We start from the raw sequence: 22,437 nt of genomic DNA on the forward strand, positions 1-22,437 counted from the left end.
AAACAACGTAAATACTATACGCGGTAAAAGTCATAAAAAAAACTAAAACCCCGAAAGAAGTTTTAGTTTAATTTATGTTAGCATAGCAATTTGTTTACCTGCTATAACGGTTTATTATATCTAATATCACTTTGTTTTCCTGCAATTGGGGCAGGTAATCAAATAATATATAATGCTTCTCCGGATCGGCTGCCAGCGCTAATTCCAAATAGTTAAGTGCCTCATTATAATCGCCTTTAGCAAACAAATAAGCTACCATGCGGTAATATAATTCCGCAGCGTCCGGGTTGTTTTTTATAGCCTCGGCCATTATTTCAATAGCACCCGTTAGCCGGCTTTGCTCATACAAAATAGATGAGTAATCCAGCCAGGCATCAACATCAATAGGATTCAGCTCTACCACCTTTTCGTAGGCAGTTTCGGCTTCAGTCAGGTGGCCCAGTTTATACTCAGCATCTGCAATGGCAAACCAATAGTCGGCATTGGCAATGTCCAGATCAAGGGCTTTTTTATAAAAATGCAAAGCCTCAAAATAGCGTTCCTCAAAATCAAGGGTTACACCAATCCCAAACCAGGCATCGGCCAGCTTAGGATCCATTTTTACTGATTTTTTATAGAACACCCGCGCATCGTCCATCTGCTCCAGCTTTTCATAGCATTCGCCAATGGCGCAGTAGGTATCGGCATTGGGCTGCTCGTACTCAAAAGTATGGCGGTAAACCTCAATGGCTTCTGCATATTTTTCCAGGTTAACCAGCGCGTTGCCTTTGTTAAAATAGGCTGATGCAAAGCTGTCCTTTATCAATATAGCATAGTCATAAGCATCAATAGCTTTTTCAAACAAGCTCAATTTGGTAAAAGCGTTGCCTAAGTTATACCATGCTGCATAGCTGTAGGGTTCGTTATCAATATATTGCTGATAAAACTGCACGCTTTCCTCCTGATTGTCGAGTACATCATAGCAAAAAGCCAGTTCGTACAGCGCGTCCTGGTTTTCCATGTTTTGTTTTAAGCACAGCTTAAGGTAGGTTATGGCCGTTTCATAATCGCCCATGTTTTGATATACATAAGCAATATGCAGCAGTATCTCGTCGGTTTCCTCAGCCAGGTCAAGCGCTTTTTCATAGCTCTCTAAAGCCTCTGTAAAACGCTCCATGCCTTCGTATATGTTCCCGCGGATAAGGTAGATATCCGGATCGGAAGCTTCCAGCATAGCCGCCTTATCCAACGAAGCAAAGGCATCGTCAATCTTGTTGGCTATCACCAACAGCTGGGCTTGCTTTATCAGGAAAACTGCAGCAAAAGGGTGCTGACTAATTGCATACTCTGCAACCTGCAGCGCCCGGGCGGGGTCGTTCTTTTCGATATAGTAATCGATAATGTTCTCAAACGCCTGGGCATCAAAAAAGTACTGGTCCTGATTGCGAATCATCTCCTCGTACCGCTCCACCGAGAATTTTGGATCTTCGGTAAAGCCAAATTCAAATTCTTCTTCCATTCAATAGTGTTTGCAGAACATTTTACCTAACATACAGTTTTTAGGTTGGACATCAGGTTTTAAGTTAAGTTTAAATTACAAGTTAAACCCCTATTGAAGCAATTAAGTTTTCAACATACAAACATTGGCTAACAGCTGCAATTGCAATTAGTTGATTATTAATCAGAAAGCATTTGCGGCGGCAATGGGGTGGGTAAACTGTAATTGCCTTAAAAGATTTTTAACTTTGATCAAAAGTACACAATATGCACATCAATATTAGCGACACGCTGAAACATTTACATATAGATGTTATTAATGAGGCTTTCAGCACCGGGAGTAAATGGGGCAGCAGCGCTGGTGCCGAAGTAAAAACAGTTACATCGCCTGTTGATGGAAAGGCCATTGCTTCGGTAAAAATGGCTACGCCTGCTGACTATGAAAGAGCCGTTGCGCAAGCTCAGGTGGCCTTTAAAACATGGCGAACTGTGCCCGCACCCAAGCGGGGCGAGATCATAAGGCAAATAGGTGAAGCGCTGCGCCAAAACAAACAGCATCTGGGGGCATTGGTATCATACGAAATGGGTAAAAGCCTGCAGGAAGGATTGGGGGAGGTGCAGGAGATGATAGACATTGCCGATTTTGCCGTTGGCCTGAGCAGGCAACTACATGGCCTTACCATGCATTCTGAGCGCCCCCTGCATCGCATGTACGAGCAATATCACCCATTGGGTATAGTGGGCATTATATCTGCTTTTAACTTCCCTGTGGCGGTATGGAGCTGGAACGCTATGCTGGCCTGGGTATGCGGCGATGTTTGTATCTGGAAACCATCAGAAAAAACGCCATTAACCGCCATTGCCTGCCAGCATATTGCACAGGCGGTTTTTGCAGCTAATGGTGTTGAAGAAGGGGTATCATGCCTTGTTATAGGCGATAGGGCTATAGGTGAATTGATGGCCAATGATACCCGCCTGCCGTTGATCTCGGCAACCGGTTCAACGCGTATGGGTAAAGCAGTGGGCGCTACAGTGGGCGCCAGACTGGGCCGCAGCTTATTAGAATTGGGCGGCAACAATGCCATTATTATTACAGAGAACGCCGACCTGGATATGGCGCTGATAGGCGCTGTATTTGGCGCTGTCGGCACCGCCGGGCAACGTTGCACCAGTACCCGCAGGCTTATTATTCATGAAAGTGTTTACGATGCCTTTAAGCAAAAACTGGTTAACGCCTACGGGCAGATCCGCATAGGCGACCCGCTGGACGAAAACAACCACATGGGGCCGTTGATAGACCAGGCCGCTGTTGCTGCTTACTTAGCATCAATAGCTGAATGCAAGACCGAGGGTGGGAGATTTGCAGTTGAAGGCGGAAAACTGGAAGGCGGCGCTTACGCATCCGGCTGTTATGTAAAACCTTGTATAGCCGAGGTGGAAAACCATTATAAAATAGTTCAGCACGAAACATTTGCACCTATCTTGTATCTGATAAAGTACAAAACCATTGAGGAAGCTATTGGCTTGCAAAACGGCGTGCCGCAGGGCTTATCATCAGCAATAATGACAAACAACCTGCGCGAGGCAGAAACATTTTTATCGGTAGCAGGTTCAGATTGTGGTATTGCTAATGTAAACATCGGCACGTCAGGCGCGGAAATTGGTGGAGCGTTTGGCGGCGAAAAAGACACCGGCGGGGGCCGCGAGTCGGGCTCGGATGCATGGAAGGTTTATATGCGCCGGCAAACCAATACCATCAATTACTCAACAAGCTTACCCCTGGCGCAAGGGATAAAGTTTGATCTGTAGGCGGGTAACAGGTTGCAAAAGCATTAAAAGTGTTCCGGAACAGAATGAAACAGGTGGAACAAAGGGAACACAATAAATATCTAAAATATTGATTTATAAGCAGTTAATTTATTGGGGTGAAACAAAGTGAAACTACTTTTAAGTCAGCAAGACCATGCATAATTTAAGTATAAGTTATTGATTATTAAATAATTGCATTAATGTCGAATTTATACTTCGCCGGGAAACAAAAAATGCTTTACATATAGCGATGGGTTTGAAACCCATCGTTATGTGGCAAGTATTTTAACCATATTTTAAATATATTACGCAAAATTTGATATAGATGAGCAGTTTGAGAAATTATATGTTTGGCCCGGCATTTTTGGGTACCGTTTTAATAAGCTTTGGCGCGCTTGCGCAACAGGCACCTAAAGCAGATGCGCCAAAAAACTGGCATACCCTTGACCTTAAAACCGATGGCTATTTTGGTGTTAGCTTAAACCAGGCTTACAAACTGGTACAGGGCAAAAAAAGCAAAACGGTGGTAATGGCCACTATTGATAGTGGTATTGACACCGCCCAAACCGACCTGAAAGGCATTTTATGGGTTAACCCCAAAGAAATACCCGGCAACGGCATAGACGATGACAAGAATGGCTTTATAGATGATGTGCACGGCTGGAACTTTTTAGGCGGGCCCGGCGGCAAATGCGACTATACCGAAACTACCGAAGAGGTGCGCGAGTACAATCGCCTTAAAACAAAATATGGCAATATTACCTCGGCACCTGCTAATGATGCAAAAGGATACGCTTATTGGTTAAAGGTAAAAGCGGTGCATGATGAAACGGTGCAAAAATCGGATACGGAGCTGAAGCAATATTCGCCGATGATGAACGCGTTGATGGTAACCAGCGGCTACCTTAAACGCGAGCTTAAGCTGGATGCATCCGGAACATTTACAAAGGCAGACGTTGAAAAAATAAAGTCTGTTGCTAACGATACCATTAAGCAAAGCAAGGATATATGGATGCAGGTGTTTGACCAGCAAGGCGGAAATGTGGATAACGGCAAGATAATAAAAGAGCTGAGCGATTATATGGCCAAATTGAATAACGACATCAATCCGGACCTTACCTCGCGTAAAACAATTGTGGGCGATGACCCCGACGTTCAGGACGGCAAGCCATACGGCAGCAACCTGGTTAAATTTCCGGATGCATCGCATGGCACAGGTGTAGCGGGCCTGATGGCGGCGGCACGCGGCAATGGCTATGGCATAGACGGTGTGGCCGATAACGCGCGTATCATAGCCATAAAAGCGGTACCCAACGGCGATGAGTATGATAAAGACATAGCCAACGCCATCCGTTATGCGGTGGATAACGGCGCAAAGGTGATCAATATGAGTTTTGGTAAAAAACTATCGCCGCATAAAGACTGGGTTGATGCCGCATTTAAATACGCCGCGGCTAAAGATGTTTTATTGGTACAGGCATCAGGTAATGATAACCAGGATGTTGATGTTAAACCACAATTCCCGAATGATACTTTTGAGGACGGGTCTGTTACCGATATGCCTAACGTTATTTGTGTTGGCGCATCAGGCGCGTGGAAGGATGAGACGCTTGCCGCCACATTTAGCAACTACGGCAAAAAAAATGTTGATGTTTTTGCACCCGGCGCAAAGGTTACTTCTATTGACATGGATGCAGAATTTAACACTGCCGACGGCACCAGCTTTGCCTCGCCAATTGTGGCCGGTATGGCTGGTTTGATATTAGAATATTACCCAACACTTAGTGCCAAACAGTTAAAACAAGTCATATTACAATCTGCCACCCCGCTTACCGGCACCATGGTGCTAAAACCGGGTACGCAGGATAAAGTTGATTTTACTACACTTTCAAAAACTGGTGGCATTGCCAATGCGTACCGCGCGCTTCAGATCGCTGCTACAATGAAGGGGGAGAGGAAGTAGTTATTGGCTGATTACAGTACTTTATTGAAGGCGGGCTGAAAGGCTCGCTTTTTTTGTTTGTGTTGGTATGATTCAAAGCCAATTATTGAGATTTGCTTCTTTCATATATTAGATTTTTAATTATTCTAAAATATACTTTGTCTCCCTGAATGGCAGTCGGATATTTTGTAAAATTGCCTAATTTATAGATATTTAACCCCTGTATTAAATATTCTATTATATTTAATAACCTTATATCCTATCACGCATGGAAAAAATCATATTTGCCGGTGGAATTCACGGTGTTGGCAAAAGCACTTTGTGTCGAGACATCGCAGAAAGGATTGGCCTTATCCACCTTTCCGCGAGCGAACTGTTGAAATGGAAAGACCTTAATACCAATGATGAAAAGAACAAAAAAGTAACGGATATCCCCGATACACAGGACCGCTTGTTAAAGGGACTTGTTGCGGCTATCGAACAAAACGGAAAGTACATCCTGGACGGGCATTTTTGCTTATTTAACAAAAATGGAGACGTAACTCCTGTACCATTTGATACGTTCGCCGGTATAAACCCTATAGCACTGTTACTGGTCACAGGCGATCCCAACCATATAGCGTCCATGCTGAAGGAAAGGGACCAGCGTTTCTATGCCGCAGACCTACTGGCGGAAATGCAGGAACAAGAACTCATTCATGCTCAGATGATCGCGAATCAGTTGGCTATCCGGCTTTTCGTGTTTAATATAAAAGAGACGAATATTGAACAACTTATCCACGAATTGAATGAGAGCTTTACTTGATACCAATATCATTATCCACCGCGAAGCTGAACGTTTACAGAATGAGGACATAGGAGTCTTATTCAACTGGCTGGACCGGCTAAAGATCGAGAAGTGCGTACACCTGGCCACGATAGAGGAGCTAGCGCGCTTTGGCAATGAACAAGCCGTCAAGCGCATGAACGTAAAAATTGGAAACTATAACGTCCTGAAGACAGTAGCACCAATGGCCACAGAAGTGAAAGCGGTTGCGGATAAGATTGATAAGAACGAGAACGACCTGGTCGACACCCTATTGGTTAACGAAGTATTTTCAGGCCGCGTGGACCTACTCATTTCAGAAGACAAGAATATACATATCAAAGCCCGGCTGCTCGGCATTGGTCCTAGGGTGTTTAAGATCGATGAGTATCTAGAAAAGGCCTCGGCCGAACATCCCGGATTGGTCGAATACAAGGTGTTAGCGGTCAAGAAGCAATTTTTTGGAGAAGTGGACCTGAAGGATCAGTTCTTTGATTCGTTCCGAGGGGATTATGCGGAATTCGACGGATGGTTCAACCGTAAGGCAGATGAGGTTTGTTACGTCTGCTACCAAGACGAGGTTTTAAGTGCGTTCCTATACATCAAAGTTGAGGGAAATGATGAAGGTTACCCCGATATTGTCCCACCATTCCCGAAACGGAAGCGTCTGAAAGTTGGTACACTTAAAGTAACTGCAAACGGATATAAGATCGGCGAGCGCTTTCTGAAGATCATCTTCGATAACGCAGTGTTGAATAAGGTGGAAGAAATCTACGTGACCATCTTTGAGAAGACCGTGGAGCACGAGCGGCTGATCTCGCTGCTGGAAGACTATGGTTTCAACCATTGGGGGCAAAAGAAGACCGGTAACGGTTCGGAGTCCGTGCTTGTAAAGCCTTTCGGCAAACATGCGCAGGTGAATCCCACACATCCAAAGACAGGTTATCCCTATGTTTCTACCGATACCGATATTTACATCGTGCCCATCTGGCCCGATTACCATACCGAGCTTTTTCCCGACTCGATCCTGCGTACAGAAAGTCCCAAGGATTTCGTTGAGAACGAACCGCACCGGAACGCCATTAGTAAAGTCTATATTTCCTGGTCACACGAGCGCGAAATGCAAGCGGGCGACCGTATCGTTTTCTATCGGACCGGTGGTTACTATGCTGGGGTCGTGACGACCGTAGGGGTCGTGGAATCGGTGATAACCGATATCCCCGATGCTCAAACATTTGTACGGTTATGCCGTAAAAGGAGTGTGTTCGGTGATGAGGAGCTGGTCAAACATTGGAACCGCCTAAAAAACAATCCACCCTTTATCGTGAACTTTTTGTATGTTGCTTCGTTCAGAAAAAGAGCAAACTTAAAATGGTTGATTGATAATGAGGTCATTGCTGGGGTAGACAGCGTTCCCCGCGGATTTAGCCGTATCAGTCAGCAGGATTTTGATAATATTGTAAAATATTCAAGAAGTTAATGAAAGTCGTACTATCTATAAAACCAGAATTTGCGTTCAAGATCTTTAATGGTACCAAGCGCTTCGAGTTCCGAAAGGCTATATTCAAAAACCCAGACGTAAATAAGGTGATAGTATATGCTTCGTCACCAGTGCAACGCGTGATCGGCGAATTTGAGATAGGGGAAATCCTGAAGTGCGACAAAGCACAACTTTGGGAGCTGACCAAAAAAGAGTCCGGTATTACGGAGGACTTCTTCTTTAAGTACTTCGAACAAAAGGTCGAAGGATATGCGATCAGTATAAAAAACACCATCACGTACGATGCTCCCAGATGTTTAAAGGAATATTATAATTTGTTACCCCCACAATCCTTTGCTTATTACCTATAGCGGTAGTCAAGATGGCTTTCAGCCTGTATGGGTTTATGTTGGTCCGGATTTTAAATCCAGAACTTTAATTGCCGATATAAACCGGACCATCTGTAACAACCGGATCTGGTGCCGGCTCTATCGCTTCAATGGTTAGCATTTTGTTTGTTGATAAGGTTTTTTTAAACCGGTTATTTATCATTTGGAACTTTATAGGCAAATAAAATACAATATCGCCATGCCCGCCTATCTTACTGCGCAAATACCCTTCGGGCCTCGACTTGAAAAATTGATTTACAGCATCTCTGAATACTTCATCCTTATACTTTACTATCTCAAAACTTACGCGTTCGCCAACAGATGTGAACTTTACAATGACCCACCCTGTGTAATTGTTCTCCCTGGCCATTACCGGATACTTTAAATTATTATAGACCGAGGCCAACAATTCTTTTTCAATAACAGGTGCTTTCAAAAGCACTTCCTTTGTTATCTTAAATTGCTTATCGGCTTTAAGGGTACCATCGGCGTTATAAAGACTTGTAGACTGGCCAAATACAACAACCGGCATTAACATCAACACCGCTATAAAAAATTTTGTGTGCGCGCCTTTCCTATTATTGTATCTCTTTTAAAAGGTAATAGCCATCAACATATATTTTGTCCTCGGGCACCCTATTAGTCATATTGAAGTTAATACTACTTACCACCAAGGTCACCTTAAAACCCTTTACCTGCTTTACGATACTCATTTTTGAGAGCGGAAGTTTAGCAGCGTCGTTCGGATCATATTTCGCGTTGTTGGGTTTAGTTTTAATATCTGAAAGCTGCCTGGCTAATTGATCAATATTAAATTCAACACGCTGACCGTTAACCAATAAACCTACTGATCTCGGTTCTTCTTTCTCCGTTCGCTTTATGCTCAGGTTATTTATTTTTAAAGCGGCAGAATCCGCGCCAACGCCCATTAATATATAGTCGTATTCTTTTAAACCAACTATCCCATTTTCCGGTTCAAAACGGTAATAGCCTCCCATAGATGTCACAGTATCTATCCTTCCATATCTGCCATAATGTTGTAGCTTTAAATAGGCTATCATCCACTCGGTTTTCAAATATTTAAACTCGTAGCGATTAAAATAAACGTTACGGTCCTTTCCCTTAGCTATCGAGTCGCTTACAGCGTCCAGGTTCGGGCTTATGTAGGTTTGTAAAGATGCGAAGTCGTGCTCGCGGACAAGGTAATCGACTTTAGCGGCCGCTTCTGCGCCCGATAGTGAATCTATCTTTGTAGTAAGTGGTTTTAATTTACCGGCGCTAAATGCATTATGCTTTTTAAAAATATTGATGAGTATACGCGTTTGCGAATATTTTGAAACAGAAAACGCGCTCTGCGGACCGTAAACAGAAAGTACTGTTATTATGGATAGTGAAACAGGAATAAGCTTGATGTTCTGTTTTTTAAACGCCAGAAAATAAACCGATATAAACAGGAGCCAAAAGGCCAGTAAAATTAAAAAATAGCGCTCCTCTGTTACTCCGTATCTAAAAACGCGGGTGCCCACCGCGGTAAATAACAACGCCAGCAAGGGCAACAACAAAAAGTAAAAGCTTTTGGCATAGGTTTTTAACCACTTGTTTTCTTCGCGTTCGCGGATGGGGTATACCAGCAGTAATGATAATATACCAAATACGGCATAACCCAGTATAATGTTAGATACCAACCCTTTTGGCAGGCTCCACTCCAACAATATTTTAGCCTCATAGGCTAACAGAATTAAAACATAGACGGTAGCAAGGGGCACCAATACATATTGCGTAAAAACCTTTAAGCCTTTAGGGTAAGTGTCGTCTTGATCAAGGGCTCCCAGGTTGGTAGGCACCCCAGCCAAAAAGAACAAAGTATTAAACATGCCTGCTATCCATACCCACAAAATCAAAAAGGCATCCCACTCAAATTTAAAATTGAACAGAAAATTAAGCGCGCCCATAGCGGCTGCTAAACCCAGGTACAATACACCACTGTAAAGCACACTGGTTAAAAACCGTAAAAACAAGGTTTTGTTAAACTGCCAAAAGCCTTGAATGTGCCCCTTGATAGTAAAGCCGGCATACGCAACCAATAAATGAAAAGACAGGCTCAGTAACAAGAAACGCATGTAATCGCTCTGGCGGTAGTAGGGATCTAAAATGGCGCAGATAAGCACTGCCAATACAGCCGCCAAACTTTTTAAAATCAATTTTTTAGTTCCGGATATCTCTTTGCTTCGCAGGTAAAGGGTAGTTGCCAGGCTAAGCAAAAGCCCAAGGTTGGCGGCCATCATTATACGCAGGCACCAGCTTTCGCCAACCCGGTTAATGTTATCCAGCTCAACATTTACAGTGGCCGCTATTGTGCCCGCAAGTGCGAAGGCAACTTCTACCGGATATAATTTTAGCGTTGTTTTAAAACCCTCGGCAAGGGATTTTATAGATGGAAATTTCATAATATGCGTGACTGAGGTTGCTGTTGATTTACCGAATGTACAAATTCTACATCGTTACCGTAACAAAAACCATCAGGCAATCGCCGCTCAATTGCTTTTCACACATTAGTGCTTATATTTGCGGCTGAAAAACATCATAATTATATACGATGAGAGAAATACAGTTCAGAGAAGCGCTTCGCGAAGCAATGCAGGAGGAAATGCGCAATGACGAAACCATATACCTGATGGGCGAAGAGGTTGCCGAATATAATGGTGCCTACAAAGTAAGCCAGGGCATGCTGGATGAGTTTGGCGCTAAACGCGTTATTGATACGCCTATCTCTGAGTTGGGTTTTGCCGGTATAGGCATAGGCTCGGCCATGAACGGCTTAAAGCCGATCATCGAGTTTATGACGTTTAACTTCTCGTTGGTTGCTATTGACCAGATCATAAACGGCGCTGCCAAGATCATGTCAATGAGTGGTGGGCAGTTCTCTGTTCCTATCGTGTTCCGTGGCCCAACAGGTAACGCCGGTATGCTAAGCTCGCAACACAGCCAGTGCTTTGAAAACTGGTATGCTAACTGCCCGGGTTTAAAGGTGGTTGTGCCATCAAACCCTGCTGATGCTAAAGGTTTGTTAAAATCTTGTATCATTGATCCAGACCCGGTTATTTTCATGGAATCAGAATTAATGTATGGCGATAAAGGCCCTGTTCCTGAAGAAACTTATTATATTGAGATAGGCAAAGCAGCCGTAACCAAACAAGGTACAGATGTTACTTTGGTAGGCTTTGGTAAAATAATGAAAGTAGTTAACGCTGCTGCTGCCGAGCTGGAAAAAGAAGGCATCAGCGCCGAGGTTATCGATCTTCGCACTGTTCGTCCTATTGATTATCCAACTATTATTGAATCGGTTAAGAAAACCAACCGTTTGGTATTGGTTGAAGAGAGCTGGCCATTGGGCTCAATAGCCACCGAAATTGCCTTTAAAGTACAAAAAGACGCGTTTGATTACCTTGATGCGCCAATTCTACGCATTATGGGTGGTGATGTACCGTTGCCGTACGCACCAACACTGATACAAGAGTACCTGCCAAATGCCGACAGGGTTATAAAAGCAGTAAAAGAAGTAATGTACGTTACTAAATAAAATAAACAAGAAACGCCCCGAGATCGGGGCGTTTCTTGTTATATGTCTGTTCTGAAAGTAATCGAGATAGGTTGTCATTATTGAGCGATAGCGAAATATCTTATAAGCTTGCAACTCGCGCGGCCTATCTGCGTTTTACTTGTTACTTTTACAAGATCCTTCGCTATCGCTCAGGATGACAAGAGGGGTTTTAGAATCTCTTGGGCATCCTTTATCATCAATCTGCAAATCTTCGTAAATACTGCGGGCTTATCAGCTCTGCGTAAAAGATATTGGCTCGCCTGTTCATGCTGAACCATGGGGTTCCGTCGGCTTGTAACACCTGTATATTTTGCGCTGGCATAAAGCTTTGCGCCAGCAAAAACTGTTTTTGGTGATCTTTATTCTCTACAACATCCATCACAATAAAACAATGGCCCGGCGCGCCGCCACGGATAAATACATCACCTGCTTTGATATCGCCTGCGTTTGATACAGGTTTTAATTCCTTCTCAAGCGACAAGGTACTGGCGTAGCTGAACACCAGGTTCATGTACCTTAAAAATGCGGGGTAAGTGTAATCCTTTTTACCGGTAAGCGCCCACTTGCCGTTAACATATCTGTACCCGTTGGCATAATGCACATAGTCGCATTTAAAGCCGCTTACAAAATTGAACGTTATATGGCTATAGTCTTTCTTCTGGTATAAATATTCAGCGCGCAGCCGCATCACGGCATCGGCACATTGCTGCAAGTCGGCATTGCCAACACTTACATCTGCCACGGCGGCAGTATAGGCATCGGTACGCGCAATATCTCCGTTAAATATTTTGGTATGGGTGCCTGGCGGCTTAAGAGGAACTTTTTGCAGCCACTCTGCAAAGCTTCCTCCGTCGGTTTTTTGGCGTGTGTAGCCTGCAGGGGCAGAAAATCTGCTTACTACGTTATCCGCATTGGGCGGAGCAGTAAAAATCAATGTAAATAAAACAATAAGGTATTTCATGCTCAGGTTATTGGTTAGGTAAATATACTATTTACAATAGTTCGGGCCGGTACTCAAAGTGCATGGTATCATAAAGATACCATTTGCCGCCCCAGATAAAGCCATGCCTTTCAAACGCATCAACAATAGCCTGTGGTATGCGGTTGCGGTAATTTACTTTAACGTCCTCGCTGGTGCACTTGCATGCCCACTCCCAGTAATCTGAGTAAGTGGTATTGATATCTATTGTGGTACCAAAACTATGCGTGCTCAGCCGTTTTGTACCGTTAATGTAGCGCCAGTTAAAGGTACCGCCAATATTGGTTAAATACTTTTTTAGTTCGGGATGCTCATCCAGCTCTTTTGATACTTTCATCAATTGTTGGGCAACACCATTTAAACGGGTAACTGTTATTTTTTGCCCAACCAGTTTGGGGCACCAGGTTATTTGCACGAGGTTTTTATTAACCGCCGACCTGTTTTCGCCATAAAGTTTTTTTAAGAACGCTTCGTTTCTTATCCTGCCGGGATCGATGCCTTTTTGAGGGGATGCCAGCATGTCTCCTTTGGGGTAAGCCTGAGTAAACATATCTTCAACGTCCGGGCTTTCCAACAGCTGCTTTGCCGATTTATTTTTTATACCATCGTCCCAAAGCAGCTTAGCGTTGTCTTTAAACAGGACGTAATTATTGCTAAAACCGGCTATGGCATCAGGATAGCTCGCTATTAGTTTCTGTGCCCCGGCAGGTATGGCTGCCGTCTGCCGTTCAGCAACGCCAACCAGCAGATATAACAGAAGGGCGCAAGTGTATTTCATTTGGAGCTAGTATCAAAAATAACTATTATTGTTATCATATATTGCCTTCATTGCTCTAATTAACAACCTATTATGAATTTCACAAAGCTGGTTCCGAGTGTGTTTTACAAGGATATACAAACGGGGATCAACACCTTTATCAACTGCCTTGAATTTACCATGGGCCATCAGGAGTTAAACAGCAAAGCCCCTTACTGCGTGGTTAATAAAGGCGGATTAACGGTAATGATCTTCCAGGATGCGGCTCAGGCCGAAAACGATCATCCGGAATTGCGCCTTGAAACGGAGAACATAGATGAAGTTTATCAAAAGGTGTCTTCGGTTTTCCCGGAAATGCTGCATCCCAACCTTAACCAGGTTACTTTAAGACCCTGGGGGGCTAAAGAGTTTGCTATAATTGACGGCCAAATAGGTATCCGCGTAATGCAATGGTAATATAAAAGCTTTTTCCTTTTTGCTATTCAACAACCTCTTGATTCTCGTTTCTTAACTCCTGCTTCTTTAAAGAAACGCCTATTGGCTGCGGAACTTTAACGTAATAGCCCGTACCATCATACATACGCTTGCGCGGGTGCGTTTGGCAAGCATCGCTGCAGCAGCCATCCATGGCAGTGCCGCACTCATCGCACTGGGTAAAATGCTCATTGCATTCAGGGTTAGCGCAGTTGATCATTTTAGGGGTAACCTTGCCGCAGTTTAAACACGTTGAAATAACTTTAGGGTTAACACTGTTTACGTCAACCGAAAGGCGATTATCAAACACATAGCATTTGCCTTCAAAGTCTTCGCCACCAGCTTCTTTACCATATTTTATAATGCCGCCATGTAACTGGTAAACATCGGTAAAGCCCTCGTGCAGTAAAAGCGCTGAGGCTTTTTCGCACTTGATGCCGCCGGTGCAATAGGTCAGGATCTTTTTGTCTTTATACTTGGCCAGCTCGTTTATCTTATCCGGAAAATCGCGGAAGTTATCAATATCCAGCGTAACGGCGTTTTTAAACTTGCCTAAAGAGTGTTCGTAATTAGAGCGTACATCCAATATCACCACATCCTCATCATCCTTCATCGCCATAAAATCTTTAGGCTCCAGGTGTTTGCCGGTTTGCTGTTGCGGATTGATCACGTTAGGGTCGCGTAAACCCGAGTGTACGATCTCTGACTTGTAACGCACATGCATTTTTACAAATGATGGGGTATCAACCTCGTCAATTTTAAAATCTATAGCAGCAAAGCGCGGGTCGGCATGGAGGGTATTCATGTAGGTTTTGCAAGCTTCCGCAGGGCCCGAAACTGTTCCGTTTAAACCCTCTTCGGCTACAATAATGCGGCCGGTTAAACCTAAGCTTTTACAAAATTTTAAATGATCGGCAGCAAATTGCTCCGCATCGGCTATTGTTGAATAACAATAGTACAGTAGTGTATTATATTTAGCCATAACAACATTGATACCGCTGCAAACGGTGTTAAATGAAGCGCAAAGATAAGAAATTAAGCAAATCAGAAATTAATTTCGAGCATCAATTGTAAATTTATCCTGTGATTATTAAATGGTATGTCTAATCAATATTCTATATTTCAGGAAAGAGCACTATCCGACAAAGAAATTAAAAGCTTAAAACTCGACTTGGCATATACTACTAAAAGGATTGCGTTTCAGAAAAAATTCCTAAGCGGCTACATTGCAATCGCGCTAATTATCGGCACATATTCTTACTTTAAGTTTGCAACCGTTCAGGAACATTATCTGTTATTTGGGTGCGCTTTGGTTTATATTTTAATTGGCGGCTGGGTGTTTGTTGAGCAATATGGACGGTTAACCCGGAAAGTGAAAAGTTTTAATTTTGTATTGCAGGATGGCAGAGTAAATTTCTTACAGATAAACACAGACAGCTACATCGAACTGCCGGAAAACGAAGATGAAGGGGTTCACTACTTTTTTCAGCTTTCTGATAACAGGATATTAGCGTTTGGTGGGCAGTCGTTCTATCCAACATCAAAATTTCCAAGTAACAATTTTGAAATAACGTTTTGTTATGGCTTAAAAAACGAAGTAGTTCTTCAGAAAATTTATAGCTACGGCGAAAGGCTCAAACCAATCAAACGAATCAAAGGGAAAAAGAAGTTCGCGTTAATGGCATCAGACAATTACCCAGCTGAGTTTACAATAATATCAGGCCAGCTTAAAAACGTAGAAGATCTTATAAGGAAAAATTAGTTAGCAACGACCAGACAATTTACAACTTGAGGGTTTATCTGCAAATTACACCTGGCCCGAAGCATCAAAAATTACAGGGATCTGCATAGTAAACTCAGACCCTTTACCAACCTCTGATTTTACCAGCAAGTGCCCGTGATGCTTCTTAATGGTATTGTATGCTATTGACATGCCCAGGCCGGTTCCTTCGCCAACATCTTTTGTAGTGAAGAATGGTTCAAACACCTTGCGCATGGTCTCATCACTCATGCCTATACCATTATCGGATATTTTTATAATCGCGTTATCGCCATCAATATAGGTTTCCAGTTTGAGCGCCCCGCCTTCGCTGCCCTCAAACTTCTTTTCAATAGCGTAGGCCGCGTTTGATATGATATTTAAAAACACCTGGTTCAGCTTACCTGCATAACACTCCACCAGCGGCAACTCGCCGTATTCCTTTATAATTTTTACATTATTGCCGATCAAATTGTTGGCTATTATCATGGTCGATTCAAGGCCTTCATTCAAATCGGCGCGCTTAAGGTCGTCTTCGTCCAAACGCGAGAATATTCGTAACCCTTTAACAATCTCTGCTGTTCTTGATGCGCCCTCGTGTATGCCTTTTATCAGATGGTTCATTTCAACCAACAGGTAATCAAAGTCAAGCTCCTCTTTATAATCAGCTATCTTTTTCTGTTTTTCTGTAGATGATGCCTCGGATAAGCCAATCTCTTCTATAACGTTTATAGCATCGAGCACCATATCCAGATCGCGTTTTAGCGGGTTGATGTTGGCAGTAACAAAATTGATCGGGTTATTGATCTCGTGCGCTATACCGGCGGTAAGCTGACCCAGCGATGCCATTTTTTCCGCCTCTACCAATTGCGACTGAGCTTCTTTCAAATTCTCTAATGATTCGTTCAATTCATGTGTACGCTCAGTTACCTTAGCTTCCAAAACAATGTTTTGCTCACGTACTATGCGTTCATTTTCTTTTAAAGCTTCCAGGGTTTCCTGTTGAGAGCGTTCCTTCTCGGCTTTAAATATATTTATCCTGTCGGCCAGTGCTAATGAAAGTAAGGTAACCTCAAACGCGGTACCCACCTGCATGGTGTAACTGGTGTAACCGTTATAGGGCAGTACGCCCAAATTGCGCAATACAAATAATACCAGGCCTATTAAAAATATGGTCCAGGCAACAAGGAAAAACTTGGCGGGCCTGTAGCCCTGTATAGATGTTATAATAGCAGCGGCGTAGATGCTGATAGTTACTGATAATGCAGAAATGTCTATCATTCTGTAACTGGCGTGGTCAAAGCCGAAAAGGCGCAAAAAAATAGCGACAGCATATAACAGCGCAACTATAGGGAACACTTTATGCAATTTTGGTGTGCGCTGTTTGGTGTGCAGAAACGATGTTACAAACAACACCGCCGAAATGCCCGCCAGCCCCGGGAATACAATAAGTACTTTGCTGTATAATAGCGGTGAATTAGAAAAAAGATAATGATAGGTATAACCCGACAAGGATGCCTGCGTTAAGCCAATAAAAAGTGTATAAAGCACATAGTAGAGATAGCTTACGTCCCTGGTAGATATAAAGACGAAAAAATTATAAAGCACCATAACTATCAGCAGGCCCATCAGTATGCCCCACAACAGGTTTTTGGTAAGGGTAGACTCGGCTACTTTTTGCGGCGTGCCTAAAATTAGCGGCAATATTATTTGCTCTGTACTGGCCACCTTTAAATAATACGTTGCTGTACTGTCTTTAGCCAGGTCAATATCTATCACAAAGTCCTGATGCTTATATTTTCGTTCGGCAAAAATCTTCCTGTCGCTAAAATTTTTAACCTTGTATACACCATTAACGGGGTAATAAAAATCGCAGGTGTTCAACATAGGGTACTCTGCCCAAAGCAACAAATGGTCCGCATCGCTTTTGTTGGTAACGGTAAATTTTAGCCAAAACGATGATTTGCTTAATTGCAGATTAGGCACTTGCGATGTAGATGCCGAGAAGCCAGGATGGTTCTTTACCGACTCAACCGTCAGGTTATTTGCGGTGTCTTCTAATATTGATACATGCTCGCCAATAACCACATTGTCGCCGCCGTTGAAAACAACCGGGGCCTGTGCGAGCGCATTCGCTGCAAAAACTGCCAGCGTAAAGAAGAAAGCAATTATTCTTTTGATCATATGTTTCGGTTTAACGGCTACTCAAATATCAGTGTTTTTTCAACAGGCAATCTATGGCTTTTTAATTCCGGCTCTGGTGCTATGGCAACTTTGGCCAAAAACACTTCGGCAAGGTCATCTTCAATGCCGGTAATAGCCTTAAACTTCTCTCTCAAAACCTTTAATTCCTCCACATTTTCTTCGGTAAGCCCTTCTCCATTTCCCCAAAAAACGCGCGGAAAAATATAAAGCGGCGAAATTACCGGATGCACTGCGATATCAAGGTTAGTTGCCCCGAGCCAAAAGCGCTCCATAGCGCGGCCTCCTTCAAAAAAACCCTCCAGGTTGCGGTTTGGCAGGGTTATCAGGCATAAAGCCGACGCGGATGCTATTGTGCGTTTTGCCAGCATATCCAACGCCTTACCGCCGCGAAGCTGGTTTATGGTACGTACCACGTTCTTGTTTTTTATAACGCCCAAGGCCGCCAGTTGCGAATTGCTTAACCCAAGGGTTTTTATATCAATGCCGTCCAAAGTTTGCTCGGCATCTTCTGTTGTCCAGCGCATTTCGTGGTGCACAAAATCGTAATGAGCCTCTTTATTCAGTAGTCTTATCCTGTCGCAGGCACCTATTATATCACCCAGGCCCTTTAAGTCAGCATCATCAGTAAACCATTTTAATTTGGCCCCGGGGATAGTTTCTGTAAGCGCTTTAAGATCGTTAAGTTTATTTGGGTCGATAATGCTTTTAGGTGCCGGATTACGATTGGTGTGCCTGCTGTAGATAGCCGCATCTAACGATTTTACTTCGCCGGATGTAGCAGTATCTTCAGCATTACCGAACGTTATTGCCGCAACCAATTGCTCTTGGCCATTAACAGGTGCAAACCGGCATCGCGCTTCTAAACCAAGCCCGAGCGCATGGATATACAAATTCTCAAAAACAGCCCCAAACGTAATAAATGAAGCCGTATTGCGATAATCGCCAAAGGAAAAAGAACGGTGCCTGTCATGAAAAAGATAGAGCACACCATCGTTGTAAAGCCATTTCCAGGGCTGGTCGTTCCCGGTAGAAGGTGCGGCATTGGCAGCTTTAACCAAATCATGTATAATCGCCTGGTCAGGTTTAATCTCGTCGGGTTGCCTTTGCACAGCTGCCGAAGCTGCGAGCTGCTTCATTTCGTTTGCCGTTAAAGGCGTATAGGGGTTAACCCGCTCTTCGTCTGCCGGTTGCTTTTTATCTTTATCAGCTATCAGCTCCTCCAAATCGATGTAATAACGCCCCGAGTCATGATATTGGTCAAGCAAAATACGCCTGGCCACATCAGCCCCTATCGCTCCGCCCAGCGTTACAGAGCTGGCCAGCTGCGGCCAGGTGTTAATAGTTTGCTCTACTTCAACCATTGATGCCTGTGCACGGAGTGATACATTTTCAATGCCGAGCATTTGCAGTATGATAGGGATCTTTTCTTCGTTGGTTAGCTCTTTTATATTGCCGGGGTCAACATTTTGTACTGTGCCGTGTAATATCTCCCTGTCGGGTTCCAGGTCAAAACGCTCAACATCTAACATGCCCCGGTCGCTGGTGTCCATAATAACCGGAATGCCGAGTTCGCGGGCCTTAAAACGCGACAGAATTTTTATGTCCAATCCGTCGCACTCATCTACCAACAAGTCAAGTTTGCCATCCTTTAGGAAAAAGTCGTCCATTGAAGCGTCGGTAAGACCTTCAAAAAAGCAGTTAACATTTAAATACGGGTCTATCTCGGCTATTTCCCGCGCGGCTATTACTACTTTAGGTACACCCATGTTATACAAACCTGTGCGGATGCGGTTTAAGTTACTTAACTCAAGCACGTCAAAATCGGCCAGTCGCAACTCGCCGTATGAGCGTTCCATTGACAAGGTAAGCGCTATAGACTGCCCCACCGAAAGGCCAACTATACCTATACGTTTGGTTGCCAATGTATCACGCTCTGCACGCGTAATTTTATATTGATTCCGATTGGTGCGCACCTCAACAAACTCTTCCTCATCCAACAAATGCACTAAACGTTTGCTCCAGGGATAATAGGCCCACACACCGTAAGTATCAATATCATGGCCCTTTAAATGCTCCGTTATCATAGCCGGATAATCGTCCGCTTTAATACGTATGGAGGGGTTGAGGCTTTTTACCAGTTCCTGCAATTGGGTGTAGATCTCATCATTTACAAAAACCACTTTTCCACCGGCAATCAACCTGTCAAAAACTTCCTTATCCGGCGCATTTACAAGGCGCAACAATAGCGGCTTAAAAACGCGGTTTTCTTCGGTGCCGGCTTGCAAATGTTGTATGTTTTTCATAGCTGATAAAATGTGGTCAGAGGGCTTTTATACGCACCATAAATTAAATCGTTATGGTTTATTGCAGTTCCGTTATGCTTTATTATAAAAAGTCCAGGTCTTCCTCTTTTATTTTAGTTTGCAAATAAGTTTTTTTGGCGTTTGCTATTACTGCCTGTAAATCCCACTTATCTAAATTAGGTATGGCTATTTCGTAATGGATGGTTAGCTCCTTTTTACGCAATACTTCTGTTCTGGTGATATTAAGATTCTCGCGGATCTTTATAATCGCGGCTTTATCTTCTTCGTAAGCCTTAGCCAATGTAGGTATATCCTTAACTATCATGGTGGTGGCAACAAGGTCAAGCTTAGGATAGTAAAAGGTACCGCTATGGCCAATGCTGGTCTCAATTTCCATTCCTACCGCTTGCCCCGGCGGAATAGTATAAGGGGCGCAAAGCGCAAACATAGATTGTAACCCTATTTGGTAGGCAATAGCGGCAGACGTACGGATTAAAAATATTGAACCGATGCCATAACCGGCGATCTCGCGCGAATTCCAAAGCCCGCAGAGCTCGCCTGTGCCATGTTGGGCAAACTTCCATACCAGGTCAAATATGCCGGGATCCATAGCCCCTGTAGCGGCTTCAATAGGGAGCGGCTCGCTTCCTCCGGCAACATGTACCCGGGCCCCGCCAAAAACCCGCATCCCATCTAACGATTCGACCACCATTACAAATGCGCCGGGATTATTTACCCACTCGTTTTTGCTGTAGGATACTTTGGTGACGCCTATGCTGGTTAAAACATGGGTGTGGCCCTCAATAAACCGCGCGCATGTTTCCGGCTCGTCAATTGCCCTAAAGGCCCTCAAACGTACTTCGGGTTTGTCTTTGTCTATTATGCCTTCCATTTCAATCAATCAAAAGCAACTAAATATTAAATAGGGTAACCTGGTAGTATATACAAATGTAAAAACTGCTAAAAGCTACCCTATTCTGACGAACAATATACTTAATAAGCTGTTTTTACAACTTTAGGTTTTAGTATCGTAAAATAATAATTAATTTGGAAAGGGCGCATAAAAACAGAACCCAAATTTAGAGTTCTGTTGCGTAATCAAAGAACGTTTATGCCACAGTCTTTATAAAATCTTTACAACCTTGTTCAATCAATTTAAAAACCGGGTCAAACAGATTGTCGTCATAATAAGGGTCGGGCACCACGGCTGAACCTAAAAGAAGTTTTACTTTACTTTTATGCTCATTGTTTTGCGCCAGCGACAGCACATTTGCCAGGTTAGATCTGTCCATTACCAAAATATGGTCAAATTCATCAAAGTCTGCGGGCTTAAACACGCGGCATACTTGTTTGCTAATGTCTATGCCGTAATTACCCGCCACCTTTACCGAGCGTCTATCCGGTCCTTCGCCCACATGCCAGTTACCGGTCCCGGCAGAGTCCACCGTCCAGTTCAGTCCTTCTTTATCGGCCAGGTGCTGCATTATACCCTCTGCCAGCGGCGAGCGGCAAATATTGCCCAAGCATACCATTAGTATCTTCATTTGTGAATGTGCAAATATGCAGATGTGCGAATGTGCAGATATGTTGATTAGCAAATAAGCCGTTGATATTACATTCAGAAAAACATTTGCACATCTTCCCATCTGCACATCCACGTATCTATAAACTATCCAAATATCTGATTCAATAATCCCGCTAACCTTACACCACCTTTTAGTAGTTGCTGGTTAATTGTGCTAATGTATTTAAAGTTATAATTGTATGCCTGAAGGTCCAATGTCTTAGCTTCAGCAATAACTTTAGTTGATATTTCTTCGGATTCAAATACCCATTTGGTTATAGGCGCCTTTTGCCATTCGGCACGTTGCGCAGGCGTAGTATGGTTTATCAGTGCCGCGTATTCTGTATAACTAAGCGCCTGAAAATCTATCAGCTTACTATCCCATATGGTGTGCAGGTTGGTTGACTCATTAAACCATTGTAATTTAATGCTGTTGCCGCCCTGCGTTCCATTCAGCGCCGCATGCATGGGTTGGTGTATATCTTCTACCAGATGTATTAAAAAGCGCAGATACATCAATTTTTTATCTTGCGGCAAATTTTTTTTCTTTAACTCTCCAACAAAAAATTTCAGCTTGGTGTAAGCATCTTCACTGTTGTCATGTTCTAAATATTCCGTTAATTCGGGGTAAGCCATTTGCCTGTCAAAATCAACAAAATGCCATACTTCTGTATATTTATAATTAGGATCAGAGCGTACAAAATCGGCCCAATTACCTGCTATTGAAACAGGCTCATTACCTAATATTTTTTTTATGGCCGCGCGAGCCTTAGGTGTTAAATAACTATCAGCTATTTGTCCGGTTATCCGATGTCCGTTATTGCCCCATGCCATTGTTTGCAGCGGGATGTAAAATAATGCGATACCTGTAATTAATTTTTTAAATGTTTTCAT

At 43.4% G+C, this 22,437-nt stretch carries 19 protein-coding genes; 8 read left to right on the forward strand and 11 right to left on the reverse strand.

Translation table 11 applies throughout. The annotated features are described in order from the left end of the window. Positions 1–94: 94 nt before the first annotated feature. Positions 95–1,498 carry a tetratricopeptide repeat protein gene (locus tag ACFQZS_RS17775; protein WP_377102325.1) on the reverse strand — a complete coding sequence of 468 codons (1,404 nt, stop codon included), beginning with the start codon at positions 1,496–1,498 and terminating at the stop codon, positions 95–97. A gap of 245 nt (positions 1,499–1,743) precedes the next feature. Here ACFQZS_RS17775 and amaB point away from each other — a divergent pair, with 245 nt between their 5' ends. The 5 genes from amaB to ACFQZS_RS17800 all read left to right on the forward strand — a co-directional run bounded on the left by amaB (position 1,744) and on the right by ACFQZS_RS17800 (position 7,883). After that, entirely contained in the window at positions 1,744–3,285 is a 1,542-nt protein-coding gene (gene amaB / locus ACFQZS_RS17780; protein WP_377102326.1) for an L-piperidine-6-carboxylate dehydrogenase, read from the forward strand. Positions 3,286–3,610: 325 nt separating this feature from the next. After that, entirely contained in the window at positions 3,611–5,248 is a 1,638-nt protein-coding gene (locus ACFQZS_RS17785) for a S8 family serine peptidase (RefSeq protein ID WP_377102327.1), read from the forward strand. A gap of 247 nt (positions 5,249–5,495) precedes the next feature. Beyond that, positions 5,496–6,032: an ATP-binding protein gene (locus tag ACFQZS_RS17790; protein ID WP_377102329.1), complete on the forward strand. Its 537-nt coding sequence runs from the start codon at positions 5,496–5,498 to the stop codon at positions 6,030–6,032. Then, complete coding sequence (locus tag ACFQZS_RS17795; protein WP_377102330.1) at positions 6,016–7,512, forward strand: PIN domain-containing protein; 1,497 nt, start codon at positions 6,016–6,018, stop codon at positions 7,510–7,512. The genes ACFQZS_RS17790 and ACFQZS_RS17795 overlap by 17 nt, the downstream gene beginning before the upstream one ends. Beyond that, on the forward strand, positions 7,512–7,883 hold the full coding sequence (locus tag ACFQZS_RS17800; RefSeq protein WP_377102331.1) for an ASCH domain-containing protein: 372 nt from the start codon (positions 7,512–7,514) through the stop codon (positions 7,881–7,883). Before ACFQZS_RS17795 ends, ACFQZS_RS17800 begins: the two co-directional genes overlap by 1 nt. Before the next feature lie 64 nt (positions 7,884–7,947). Here the strand turns inward: ACFQZS_RS17800 and ACFQZS_RS17805 are convergent, their stop codons facing one another. Together ACFQZS_RS17805 and ACFQZS_RS17810 are read right to left on the reverse strand one after the other, a co-directional pair. Further along, positions 7,948–8,433, reverse strand: coding sequence for a hypothetical protein (locus ACFQZS_RS17805; RefSeq protein ID WP_377102332.1), 486 nt, complete (start codon positions 8,431–8,433; stop codon positions 7,948–7,950). 46 nt (positions 8,434–8,479) lie between these two features. Beyond that, complete coding sequence (locus ACFQZS_RS17810) at positions 8,480–10,348, reverse strand: DUF4153 domain-containing protein (protein WP_377102333.1); 1,869 nt, start codon at positions 10,346–10,348, stop codon at positions 8,480–8,482. 149 nt (positions 10,349–10,497) lie between these two features. On the opposite strand from ACFQZS_RS17810, the gene ACFQZS_RS17815 reads away from it, so the two are divergent. After that, positions 10,498–11,481 (forward strand): pyruvate dehydrogenase complex E1 component subunit beta, encoded by a 984-nt coding sequence (locus ACFQZS_RS17815; RefSeq protein WP_377102334.1) that lies wholly within the window; start codon positions 10,498–10,500, stop codon positions 11,479–11,481. A gap of 217 nt (positions 11,482–11,698) precedes the next feature. On the opposite strand, the gene ACFQZS_RS17820 is transcribed toward ACFQZS_RS17815, so the two are convergent. Together ACFQZS_RS17820 and ACFQZS_RS17825 are read right to left on the reverse strand one after the other, a co-directional pair. Then, positions 11,699–12,463, reverse strand: coding sequence for a DUF4846 domain-containing protein (locus ACFQZS_RS17820; RefSeq protein ID WP_377102335.1), 765 nt, complete (start codon positions 12,461–12,463; stop codon positions 11,699–11,701). 31 nt (positions 12,464–12,494) lie between these two features. Next, positions 12,495–13,259, reverse strand: coding sequence for a M15 family metallopeptidase (locus tag ACFQZS_RS17825; protein ID WP_377102336.1), 765 nt, complete (start codon positions 13,257–13,259; stop codon positions 12,495–12,497). Between the two features lie 72 nt (positions 13,260–13,331). On the opposite strand from ACFQZS_RS17825, the gene ACFQZS_RS17830 reads away from it, so the two are divergent. Next, positions 13,332–13,694: a hypothetical protein gene (locus tag ACFQZS_RS17830; RefSeq protein ID WP_377102337.1), complete on the forward strand. Its 363-nt coding sequence runs from the start codon at positions 13,332–13,334 to the stop codon at positions 13,692–13,694. A 22-nt stretch (positions 13,695–13,716) separates the two neighbouring features. Here the strand turns inward: ACFQZS_RS17830 and trhO are convergent, their stop codons facing one another. After that, positions 13,717–14,694 carry an oxygen-dependent tRNA uridine(34) hydroxylase TrhO gene (trhO, locus tag ACFQZS_RS17835; protein ID WP_377102339.1) on the reverse strand — a complete coding sequence of 326 codons (978 nt, stop codon included), beginning with the start codon at positions 14,692–14,694 and terminating at the stop codon, positions 13,717–13,719. A gap of 117 nt (positions 14,695–14,811) precedes the next feature. Between trhO and ACFQZS_RS17840 the strand changes: the two genes are divergently transcribed. Next, the gene (locus ACFQZS_RS17840; protein WP_377102341.1) at positions 14,812–15,474 is read left to right on the forward strand and encodes a hypothetical protein; all 663 of its coding nucleotides are present in this window, start codon (positions 14,812–14,814) and stop codon (positions 15,472–15,474) included. Positions 15,475–15,519: 45 nt separating this feature from the next. On the opposite strand, the gene ACFQZS_RS17845 is transcribed toward ACFQZS_RS17840, so the two are convergent. The 5 genes from ACFQZS_RS17845 to ACFQZS_RS17865 form a co-directional block, all read right to left on the reverse strand. Beyond that, a complete protein-coding gene (locus tag ACFQZS_RS17845) occupies positions 15,520–17,655 on the reverse strand; it encodes a sensor histidine kinase (RefSeq protein ID WP_377102342.1) in 2,136 nt (711 codons plus the stop codon). A 17-nt stretch (positions 17,656–17,672) separates the two neighbouring features. Further along, positions 17,673–19,979, reverse strand: a complete 2,307-nt coding sequence (locus ACFQZS_RS17850; RefSeq protein ID WP_377102344.1) for an Rv1355c family protein — start codon at positions 19,977–19,979, stop codon at positions 17,673–17,675. 82 nt (positions 19,980–20,061) lie between these two features. Further along, entirely contained in the window at positions 20,062–20,871 is an 810-nt protein-coding gene (locus tag ACFQZS_RS17855) for a hypothetical protein (RefSeq protein WP_377102345.1), read from the reverse strand. A 217-nt stretch (positions 20,872–21,088) separates the two neighbouring features. Continuing rightward, positions 21,089–21,523 (reverse strand): low molecular weight protein-tyrosine-phosphatase, encoded by a 435-nt coding sequence (locus tag ACFQZS_RS17860; RefSeq protein ID WP_377102346.1) that lies wholly within the window; start codon positions 21,521–21,523, stop codon positions 21,089–21,091. Positions 21,524–21,648: 125 nt separating this feature from the next. Further along, on the reverse strand, positions 21,649–22,437 hold the full coding sequence (locus tag ACFQZS_RS17865; RefSeq protein WP_377102347.1) for a S1/P1 nuclease: 789 nt from the start codon (positions 22,435–22,437) through the stop codon (positions 21,649–21,651).

Origin of the sequence: Mucilaginibacter calamicampi (genome assembly GCF_042676765.1) — a bacterium.
In the GTDB taxonomy this organism is placed as follows: domain Bacteria; phylum Bacteroidota; class Bacteroidia; order Sphingobacteriales; family Sphingobacteriaceae; genus Mucilaginibacter; species Mucilaginibacter calamicampi.

Bases quoted from the DNA above. Each gene is read 5' to 3' on its own strand.
- ACFQZS_RS17775 (WP_377102325.1), bottom strand. From the start codon at position 1,498: ATGGAAGAAGAATTTGAATTTGGCTTTACCGAAGATCCAAAATTCTCG.
- amaB (WP_377102326.1), top strand. From the start codon at position 1,744: ATGCACATCAATATTAGCGACACGCTGAAACATTTACATATAGATGTT.
- ACFQZS_RS17785 (WP_377102327.1), top strand. From the start codon at position 3,611: ATGAGCAGTTTGAGAAATTATATGTTTGGCCCGGCATTTTTGGGTACC.
- ACFQZS_RS17790 (WP_377102329.1), top strand. From the start codon at position 5,496: ATGGAAAAAATCATATTTGCCGGTGGAATTCACGGTGTTGGCAAAAGC.
- ACFQZS_RS17795 (WP_377102330.1), top strand. From the start codon at position 6,016: ATGAGAGCTTTACTTGATACCAATATCATTATCCACCGCGAAGCTGAA.
- ACFQZS_RS17800 (WP_377102331.1), top strand. From the start codon at position 7,512: ATGAAAGTCGTACTATCTATAAAACCAGAATTTGCGTTCAAGATCTTT.
- ACFQZS_RS17805 (WP_377102332.1), bottom strand. From the start codon at position 8,433: ATGCCGGTTGTTGTATTTGGCCAGTCTACAAGTCTTTATAACGCCGAT.
- ACFQZS_RS17810 (WP_377102333.1), bottom strand. From the start codon at position 10,348: ATGAAATTTCCATCTATAAAATCCCTTGCCGAGGGTTTTAAAACAACG.
- ACFQZS_RS17815 (WP_377102334.1), top strand. From the start codon at position 10,498: ATGAGAGAAATACAGTTCAGAGAAGCGCTTCGCGAAGCAATGCAGGAG.
- ACFQZS_RS17820 (WP_377102335.1), bottom strand. From the start codon at position 12,463: ATGAAATACCTTATTGTTTTATTTACATTGATTTTTACTGCTCCGCCC.
- ACFQZS_RS17825 (WP_377102336.1), bottom strand. From the start codon at position 13,259: ATGAAATACACTTGCGCCCTTCTGTTATATCTGCTGGTTGGCGTTGCT.
- ACFQZS_RS17830 (WP_377102337.1), top strand. From the start codon at position 13,332: ATGAATTTCACAAAGCTGGTTCCGAGTGTGTTTTACAAGGATATACAA.
- trhO (WP_377102339.1), bottom strand. From the start codon at position 14,694: ATGGCTAAATATAATACACTACTGTACTATTGTTATTCAACAATAGCC.
- ACFQZS_RS17840 (WP_377102341.1), top strand. From the start codon at position 14,812: ATGTCTAATCAATATTCTATATTTCAGGAAAGAGCACTATCCGACAAA.
- ACFQZS_RS17845 (WP_377102342.1), bottom strand. From the start codon at position 17,655: ATGATCAAAAGAATAATTGCTTTCTTCTTTACGCTGGCAGTTTTTGCA.
- ACFQZS_RS17850 (WP_377102344.1), bottom strand. From the start codon at position 19,979: ATGAAAAACATACAACATTTGCAAGCCGGCACCGAAGAAAACCGCGTT.
- ACFQZS_RS17855 (WP_377102345.1), bottom strand. From the start codon at position 20,871: ATGGAAGGCATAATAGACAAAGACAAACCCGAAGTACGTTTGAGGGCC.
- ACFQZS_RS17860 (WP_377102346.1), bottom strand. From the start codon at position 21,523: ATGAAGATACTAATGGTATGCTTGGGCAATATTTGCCGCTCGCCGCTG.
- ACFQZS_RS17865 (WP_377102347.1), bottom strand. From the start codon at position 22,437: ATGAAAACATTTAAAAAATTAATTACAGGTATCGCATTATTTTACATC.